The sequence below is a fragment of the Streptomyces dioscori genome (genome assembly GCF_003024195.1).
GTDB lineage: Bacteria > Actinomycetota > Actinomycetes > Streptomycetales > Streptomycetaceae > Streptomyces > Streptomyces dioscori.
The window spans coordinates 385777-394417 of the sequence record NZ_KZ679048.1; the positions used below are offsets into that span (position 1 = coordinate 385777).

The window sequence follows — 8641 nt, forward strand, 5'->3', positions numbered from 1 at the left end:
GCGGCACCGCGTCATCGCGTCCGAGCCGCCCGGCGCAAGTCCAGGGCGCGCAGTGCCAGTTGCATCTCGAACTGGGTTGTCGGGTCGTGGAGGCGGTCTCCGAACAGTTCGTCCAGTTGGCGCATGCGGTAGCGGACCGTCTGTGGGTGGACGGCGAGCCGCGCCGCGACCTCGCTCGCGTTGTGCCCGCACTGGAGCCAGCTGAGCAGTGTCTCCGCGAGGCGCTCGCGCTGCGGCAGCCGTACACCGTCCAGGGGACGCAGATGCCGGTCGGCCATCGCCTCCACCAGGGCCTCGTCGCGGAACAGCAGCAGCGTGGCCAGATGGTCCCGGCAGCGCACGAGCTGGGTGTCGGGCAGCACGCCCCGCCGGGCCAGGTCCAGTGCCTCCGTGGCCCACCGCAGGGACCTGGCCCCTTCCTGGAGCGCGACGGTGGGTCCCATGGCGGCCCGTAATCCCTGCAGCGCCGCCACGACGGCCCGGGCCCGGCCGGGGCCCTCGGGGTCGGGCACCACCAGCACCGCGGGCTGCACGTCGAACCGTGCCAGGAACTCCGGTGGCACGATGGGCGGCGGCCCCGCGGCCCGCGCACCGCGGTCGATGACGACCACGGCCAGCGAACGGGGCACCGGCCACTGCGCGGTGTGCGCCAGTTCGGTGATGGCCGCGACCGACGCGGGCGGGTCCACGATCAGCAGGTCGATCAGCCGCGTACGCCGCTGCCGCAGCTCACCGGCCGCGTGCAGCCGCGCCTCCGTGTATCCGGTCGTCGTGGCGGCCGCCATCTCGTCGAGGTGCAGGAACAGCGCCTCCCCGAACGCGGCCAGCACATGACGCGGCAGCAGATCGGCGTCCACCAGGGCGTTGATGCGGCGCCACGCCACCCGGGCACCGAGGCGCAGGGCCGACTGGAACGCGTCGAGGCTGCGCCCCTCGTCCGCCTCGCCCCGGCCGATGCGCTGATACGTCGCCCGCACCGGCTCCCCGTCGCTGTCGGGCTCGGCCATCCGCTGCAGGAACCCCTGCAGGGCGTGCTCCACCCCTTGGTGCACGACCTGCATGTACGTGTCGTCCGTCGGCCGCGCGTACTCCGGGATCTCGGTCCTGATCGCCCGTACGACCTCTTCGGTGATGTCGGCGAAGAACGGTCTGAGCTGGTCGTGCAGGCCCGACGGGAACGACTTGAACGGGCCGTCCACGGCCTCGGCGACGGTGGCCACGGTGGCGGCGGCGGTGGCGGCGGTCACGGCCGTCGTCCCGGCCTCGCCCGCCGGTATGCGGAATCCGTTCACACGGCGGCTCCTTCCGCACACGGGAAGTGGGGCACACCGACGTTACCGGCGCGGATTCTGCCCAGCTTCATCGCGGGCTGACAGAGACGCACCCGGGACTTGTCACTTCACGACAACCCCAGGTCCGTCACCGGACCGCGCCACGATCCGCCGTGGACGCCGGTGGCGGCCACGGCGGCGCAGCGTCAGCAGTGTGACCAGCGCGCCCGCCAGTACGCAGCACGCCGCGATCCGCAGCCCCCGGTCGTACCCCGCGAGGAAGGCGTCGCGCGGATCGGCCCCGGACCGCAGCGCGGTCCGCTCGCGCCGGGTGAGCACCACACCCACCAGGACCACCCCGAACACCCCGGAGACCTCGCGCGCCGCGCTGACCAGGCCCGTCGCCATCCCCATCCCGTCCTCCGGGACCCGCAGCAGGGAACGCACCGTCAGGGGAGTGGTGAGCGCGGAACCCCAGCCGATCATCAGCAGCCCCGGCTGCAGATCCCAGTACCCGGCCCCCGCGCCCACGCCGGAGACGTACAGCAGCCCGACCGCCACCAGGCCGAGCCCGCCCGCGATGGAGACATGGGCGCCGAGCGTGCGGGCCGCCCGTTCGGCCACCGGCGTCCCGAGCAGCAGCGCGCCCGCCAGCGGCAGGAAGGCCAGTCCCGCCTCGGTGGGGGAGAAGCCGAGCACCCGCTGGAGATAGAGGGCCGTGAAGAAGAACACCCCGTTGACCCCGATGCCCCACAGCACCTGTGCGAGGATCCCGCCGGTGAGGAACCGGTCGCGCAGCAGCCGCAGTTCGACGAGCGGTCGCGCGGTCCTCGCCTCCACGACGAGGAACGCGCAGGCGGCGACCGCCGAGACGGTCAGGCACTGCGGCACGGGGGCGGCGGTGAACCCGTGTTCCTGGCCGCGCACGAGTCCGTACGTGAGGAGGTAGAGCGCGAGGACGGACAGCAGGACACCCGGCATGTCCAGACCGCCACGGCGGGGCGCCGACCTGGCGGGCACGGCCGGCATCAGCAGCAGGGCGAGCACGCCGAAGGGGACGTTCAGCGCGAACACCCAGCCCCAGCCCCATCGTTCGGTGACGAAGCCGCCGACCACCGGTCCCAGCGCCAGCGCCACGGCGAGCGCCGCCGTCCACAGTCCGACGGCCGTCGAACGCAGTCGCGCGGGCAGGTCCACCGCGATGACGGCGAGCGAGGCGGGGATGACCAGTGCGGCCCCGATCCCCTGCACCGTACGGGCCGTGATCAGTGCGCCCCCGCTGTCCGCGAGGGCGCACGCCGCCGAGGAGAGGGTGAAGACGACGATTCCGGCGGTCAGCACCGGCCTGCGTCCGCACAGGTCGGTCAGCCGGCCGCCGGGCAGCAGCAGTGCGCCGAAACTGAGCACGTAGCCGGCGGCCACCCACTCCAGGTCCGGGACCGTCAGGCCCAGTTCGCGCTGCACGGTCGGCAGGGCGACGTTGATGACGGTGTTGTCGAGTGTCGTGATGAAGCCGGTCAGGGTGAGCAGGCAGAACAGCGCCGACAGCCGTGCACGTCCCACCAGTCGCTCCTTCCGCCGTCGCACGGTTCGTCAGCACGGATTGTGCGCGGGGCGGGGGTCCGCGGGCTCTGGTCCACGGCGTGGAACCGGCACCACGTTTTTGTCAGGGAACTGACAGAACGCGCGAGTCGAACTGTCAGCACGTCCTCTAACCCACCGGTGGCCCACAGGCGGAACCTGGGTCACCGCTCCAAGCCGGTGCCCCTGTTCGACCGGTGTCCGACCACGGGCGGTGCCCGCCCCACCGGGCACCGCCCGCCGTCCCGATCAGCTCCGCCGCCGACCCAGTTGGAGCCGCCATGACCTCCGGAGCCCCCATGAACTCCGCCGGGCCCGCCGCCGACGAAGCCTCCCGCACGGACCGTTCCCTCACGGACCATCTGAGGCACTGGGCCGAACACCGTCCGCAGCAACGCGCCTTCAGCCATGTCGCCTTCCCCGACAGCTCCTCCGGCGGACTGCACCGCACGCTCGGCTGGCAGGCCCTGGACACCCGGGCCGGAACGGTTGCGGCCCGCCTCGCCACCGTCGCGTCCCCCGGCGAACGGGCCGCCCTCGTCCTGCCCCAGGGCCTGGACTACGTCGCCGGGTTCCTCGGCTGCCTGTACGCCGGCGTCATCGCCGTCCCCCTCTTCGGACCCGAACTCCCGGGCCACGGGGACAGACTGGCGGCCGTCCTCGCCGACTGCGAACCGGCGTGTCTGCTCACCGACTCCACCGCGGCCCCCGCGATCCGCGACTTCGTACGGGACCGCCGGCTCCCGGACGTCCCGGTGATCTCTATCGACCAACTCCCGCTCCAGCGCCACGCGTTCGGCGCGTACGACGACGGCGGCCGACCGGAGTCGAGCCGTCCGGGGCCGAGCCGGGAGTCGAAGCCGCAGCCGACCCCGGAGCCGAAGGTCCGGCCCCACGACATCGCCTACCTCCAGTACACCTCCGGCTCCACCCGCAGCCCGGCCGGCGTGATGATCAGCCACGCCAACGTCGTCGCCAACGCCCGCCAGGCACTGGACGCGTTCGTCGCCGACCCGCGCACGAGCACGACGGTCGGCTGGCTGCCGCTCTTCCACGACATGGGGCTCGTCCTCAGCATCGCCGCCCCCGTCGTGGGCGGCTTCCCGTCCGTCCTCATGGACCCCGCCGACTTCCTCCGCGACCCCGCCCGCTGGCTGCGCCTCCTGGGCTCGTACGAGGGCACGATCAGCGCGGCCCCGAACTTCGCGTACGACTACTGCGTGGCCCGCACCGCCCCCGAGGACATCGACGAACTCCGCCTGGATCGCGTACGGGTGCTCATCAACGGCAGCGAACCGGTACGGGCCGGCACGGTGGAGCGCTTCCGCAGGGCCTTCGCGCCGACCGGCCTCGCCCCCACGGCACACTGCCCGGCGTACGGCCTCGCGGAGGCCACCGTCTTCGTGACCGCGAGCCCCCTGGACGAGCCCCTCTCGGTCGTCGCCTGCCGGGCCGACGCGCTCGCGGCGGGGCGGATCGAGGTGACGACGGCGGACGACGGGCACACGGAGTCGACCGTGCTGGTCTCGTGCGGCACCCCGGTCGGGCAGGAACTGCGGATCGTCGGCGCAGACGGCTTCGTACGGCCGGCCGGGCACGTCGGGGAGATCCAGCTGCGCGGGCCCAACATCGGCCTCGGCTACTGGAAGCACGCCGGACTCACGGCCGAGACCTTCGGCTTCGGCGCGGGGGAGGACTGGCTGCGGACGGGCGACCTCGGCGCGCTGCACGAGGGGCGGCTGCTCGTCACGGGCCGTCTCAAGGACGTCCTCGTCGTGGACGGGCGCAACCACTACCCCCAGGACATCGAGGAGACCGTGCAGTCGGTCGTCCCCCTGGTCCGCCGGGACCATCTCGCCGCCTTCGGAGTGACCCGGCCCGACGCCGTGGGCGAGGAGCTCGTCGTGGTCGCGGAGCACCGCCGGGACACCGACCCGACGGCGGAGGACAGCCGCGGCGCCGAACGTGCCGTGCGCGCCGCCGTCTCGGCCCGGCACGGTCTGCGGCTGGCCGCACTGCTGCTCGTACCACCCGGTTCCGTCCCGCGCACGAGCAGCGGCAAGGTGTCCCGCGCGGCCACGCGGAAGCGGTTCCTCGACGCCGGGTTCGGGCCGCGATGAGCGTGTCGCGCACGGCGGTCCGCGCGCTGGTCACCGAACGGCTGCACGGCTGGTACGGGCTGCCGCCGGACGAGTTGACCGACGACCGCCCGCTGGCCGAGGCCGGTCTGACCTCGCGGGACGCGCTGGCCCTGACGGCCGCGCTGGGCGAACTGGCGGGCCGGCGGCTGCCGGACACGCTGCTGTGGGACGCGCCGACGATCGACGCGCTGGCGGAGCGCCTGGCAGAGGACGACCCGAAGGCGGCCCCCGCCCCGATCCCCGTACCCACGGCCGCCGTCCCCGTCCCCGTTCCCGTAGCCGTCGTCGGCGTGGGCTGCCGCTTCCCCGGCGGTGTCACCTCGGCCGACGCGTACTGGCGGCTCCTCACCCGGGGCCAGGGCGCCGTCGGCACGCTTCCGGCGGGCCGCTGGGACCCCTTCGTACCGGACCCGGCACAGCTGCCGGACGACGTGGTCCGGCACGGTGCCTTCCTCGGCGGGCTCGACGCCGTCGCCGGTTTCGACGCCGAGTTCTTCGGGATCCCGGTGCACGAGGCCACCGCCATGGACCCCCAGCACCGCATGCTCCTGGAGGTCACCCGCGAGGCCCTCGACCACGCCTGCCTCCCGGCCGACGCGCTCGCGGGCACCCGTACCGGTGTCTTCGTGGGCATCAGCGGCAACGAGTACGCGCACCTCACCACCGCCGACCCCCGTGCCGTGGACGCCTGGACGGCCACCGGCGCCGCCCTCGGTGTCGCCGCGGGCCGACTGTCGTACGCGCTCGACCTGCGCGGCCCCAGCCTGTCCGTCGACACGGCGTGCTCGTCCTCGCTGGTCGCCGTGCACCACGCCGTACGCAGCCTGACGTCGGGCGAGAGCGACACGGCACTGGCCGCCGGGGCGAACCTGCTCCTGACCCCCGCCGTCACCCTCGGCTTCCAGCGCGCGGGCGCCCTCGCACCGGACGGCCGCTGCAAGGCCTTCGACGCCGCCGCCGACGGGATCGTACGCGGCGAGGGCTGCGGGGTCGTCGTCCTGAAGCGGCTCACGGACGCCGAACGCGACGGCGACCGCGTCCTGGCGGTGATCCGCGCGACCGCCGTCAACTCCGACGGCCGCTCCAACGGGCTCACGGCCCCCAACGCCGAGGCCCAGCGCGCCCTCCTCACCGAGGCGCACACCGATCCGGGAGCCGTGGACTACGTGGAGGCCCACGGCACGGGCACCGCCCTCGGCGACCCGATCGAGGCGAGCGCGCTCGGTGCCGTCCTCGGCCGTGACCGCGCCCCGGAACAACCCCTCCTGATCGGCTCCGCGAAGACCAACCTCGGCCACCTGGAGGCCGCCGCCGGAATCGCGGGCCTGATCAAGACGGTCCTGGCCCTGCACCACGGCGAGATCCCCGGTCAGCTGCACTTCACCCGGCCGGGACCGCACGCCGACCTCGACGCGCTCGGGCTGCGCGTGGTCACCTCGCCCGAACCCTGGCCCCGCTACTCGGGCACCGCCACCGCGGGCGTCTCGGCCTTCGGCTTCGGCGGCACGAACGCCCACGCGGTCCTCACCGAACATCGCCCCGCCCGTACGAGGCCGCCCGCGTCCGGGACCGCCGAGCGACCCGAACGCCCCGAACGGCCCGAGCGACCCGCGCTGCTCCTGCTCGACGGTCCGACCCCCGACCGCGTGCGCGCGTACTCCGGCGAACTGGCCGCCTGGCTCGGCACCCCCGGCGGCCGACGCGTACGCGACGCCGACCTCGCCCGTACCCTCGCGGGCCGCACCGGCCGCGGCAGGCACCGCGCGGCCCTCGTCACCCGCGACCGCGCGGCGACCGTCACCGCGCTCACCCGCCTCGCCGACGGCGCCCCCTCGCCCCACCTGATCACGGGCCACGGAGCCCCCGGCGGACCCGGACCGGTGGTGTGGGTCTTCTCCGGCTACGGGTCCCAGTGGCCCGGCATGGGCAGCCGACTCCTCGCGACGGAACCCGTGTTCGCGGCGGCCGTCGACCGCCTCGAACCCCTCCTGCGCGAACACGCGGACCTCTCCCTCCGCGCCGGCCTGCGCCCCGACGCCGACTTGTCGACCCCCGCCACCGTCATGCCCGTCCTGTACGGCATCCAGGTCGCCCTCGCCGAACTGTGGCGCTCGTACGGTCTCGAACCCGCCGCCGTCATCGGCCACTCGCTCGGCGAGATAGCGGCGGCGGTCGTGTCCGGCGAACTGGACCCCCCGACCGGCGCACACATAGTCGCCGTACGCTCCCGCCTGCTGGCCCGTTTGCAGGGCGGAGCCATGGCGGTCGTGGACCTCCCGGCCGCCGAGATCCCGCTCTCCGCCCGGGAGTTCAAGACCCTCCAGGTGGCCGTGCACGCCTCCCCGACCCAGAGTGTGGTCACGGGATCGGCCGAGGACGTCACGGGACTGGTGGCCCGGGTGACCGAGGCCGGCGGCTTCGCCCGCTCGCTGGGAGTGTCCGCGGCCGGGCACTCCCCGGAAGTCGAGCCGCTGCTAACGGAGTTCACCAGGGAGCTGGGTGAACTCCGTCCCTCGTCCCCCCGCTGCCGTCGCTACTCCACAGCGCTCGACGACCCCCGGGAGGCCGTCCCCTGCGACACGGAGTACTGGGCGGCCAACCTGCGCAACCCCGTCCGCTTCGCCCAGGCGGTGCGGGCGGCGGACGAGGACGGCCACCGGGTCTTCGTCGAGGTCGCCCCGCACGCCACGCAGTCGCACCCGCTCACCGAGACACTGCGCGACGCGGGGGCGCAGGACGCACTCGTGGTCCCCACGTTGCGCCGCGACACCGACGACGCGGTGGGTTTCCGTACCGCGCTGGCCACGCTGCTCGTCCACGGCGTACGGGTGACCCGGCCGCGGGAGGGGCTGGCGCCCGGGGGCCGCATCGCGGACGTTCCGCCACCCCGCTGGCGGCACCGCCGCTTCTGGGCGGGGGAGGAGCCCCCGCCCGAGCCCCCGCTCCCGTCCGCGCCGGGCCCCGCCGCGACCCCGCTCGACCGTCTCCGCCTGTGCGTGGCAGGGGTGATGGGCTACGCCCCCGACCACCTGGACCCCGACACCCCCCTGACGAACCTGGGCCTGGACTCCCTCACCGCCGTCCGCATCCGAACAGCGATTCAATACGAGTTCCACACGGACGTCCCCCCGGCCGCACTTCTGAAACAGGCAACGCTCAGAGCGGTGACCGACCTGCTGACGGCCGCCCCACCGGGGACGCGAGCAGCCGCCCCGTCAGGGGCGCGGGGAACAGCGCGAGCAACCACAACGAACCCGCACCCAACCACCCCGCAAGGGGCGCGGGGAACTGCGCGGCCAGCCACAACGCACCCGCACCCGAAATCCCTGCGCACCTTCCCCCACACCGGCGGAGCCACCCCCCTCTTCCTCGCCCACGCCGCAGGCGGCGACGCCACCGTCTACGCCCGCCTGGCGGCAAGCCTCGACGGCAACCGCCCGCTGTACGGGTACGACAGACAGCCAGAACCCGACGACGTACCGGCCCGCGCCGCGGAATTCGCCCGACGCATACGGGAAGTACACCCCAACGGCCCCTGGATCCTGGGCGGCTGGTCCTACGGCGGCCTGGTGGCCCAGGAGACGGCCGGACTCCTCACCCCCGACGGCCAGGTCACGGCCCTCGTCCTCCTCGACTCCGTCCTCCCCC

The 8641-nt window shown here is 74.1% G+C and carries 4 protein-coding genes; 2 read left to right on the top strand and 2 right to left on the bottom strand.

The window, feature by feature from the left end:
• Positions 1 to 11 precede the first annotated feature (11 nt).
• Together C6Y14_RS27680 and C6Y14_RS27685 are read right to left on the bottom strand one after the other, a co-directional pair.
• Complete coding sequence (locus C6Y14_RS27680; protein WP_225891313.1) at positions 12 to 1292, bottom strand: PucR family transcriptional regulator; 1281 nt, start codon at positions 1290 to 1292, stop codon at positions 12 to 14.
• Between the two features lie 102 nt (positions 1293 to 1394).
• A complete protein-coding gene (locus C6Y14_RS27685) occupies positions 1395 to 2834 on the bottom strand; it encodes an MFS transporter (protein WP_199854875.1) in 1440 nt (479 codons plus the stop codon).
• A 299-nt stretch (positions 2835 to 3133) separates the two neighbouring features.
• Here C6Y14_RS27685 and C6Y14_RS27690 point away from each other — a divergent pair, with 299 nt between their 5' ends.
• Both C6Y14_RS27690 and C6Y14_RS27695 read left to right on the top strand, forming a co-directional pair.
• The gene (locus C6Y14_RS27690; RefSeq protein ID WP_404828836.1) at positions 3134 to 4972 is read left to right on the top strand and encodes a fatty acyl-AMP ligase; all 1839 of its coding nucleotides are present in this window, start codon (positions 3134 to 3136) and stop codon (positions 4970 to 4972) included.
• Positions 4969 to 8641: type I polyketide synthase (locus C6Y14_RS27695; protein ID WP_159074325.1), on the top strand; the 3673-nt coding region annotated here is incomplete at its 3' end. The genes C6Y14_RS27690 and C6Y14_RS27695, both read left to right, overlap by 4 nt.